We start from the raw sequence: 502 nt of genomic DNA, 5'->3' as shown, positions 1-502 counted from the left end.
GGTTGAAAGCATCAATCGTATCCTGAATCTCATCAATCTCGTCGACCACCTCCTCGTTTTCCGCATAGCGGGCGTTCACTGACGGCAGGGTGACTGAGAACCCATCGTTCCAGCCGCTGTGATCGGCCGCCAGCAGTGATGGGTTGAACAGCGCGGCACCGCTCGGGCGTGCTGCGGCGACGCCGGTGCCGCCCATGCCAAAGGCTCGGGCGTCGTTGAACTGGGGTGGCGCGGCCTGGGTGCTTGCAGCTGCCGTAGTGAACGCAACCGCCATGGCGAGGCGGGTCCGGGCTCGGGAGGAGCTTGTGGTCATGGGGTGATTCCCTCTCAGTGACGTGGATTTAATCCGGTGAACACTGGCAGCGTAGTCAAAGCACGGGGAAAGGCCATGTTTTGCTACGTGCGGAAACGACTTTTTACAGGCACTTGCAGAGTGATCAGATGCTGTACTGTCGGAGTATGGAAGGTGTTCTTTCTGGTCCGGTATTTGCAGGCATCTACT

At 59.0% G+C, this 502-nt stretch carries 1 protein-coding gene; it reads right to left on the bottom strand.

The features are described from left to right. On the bottom strand, nt 1-313 hold a 313-nt coding region (gene traF, locus GLW00_RS21060; protein ID WP_202412595.1), incomplete at its 3' end, for a conjugal transfer protein TraF. Nucleotides 314-502: the final 189 nt, after the last annotated feature.

It is taken from the genome of Halobacillus litoralis, from assembly GCF_009856445.1.
Classification (GTDB): Bacteria; Bacillota; Bacilli; order Bacillales; family Halobacillaceae; genus Halobacillus; species Halobacillus litoralis.
Note: the sequence above shows the minus strand (reverse complement) of the source record. Positions and strands in the feature narration are given on the sequence as shown.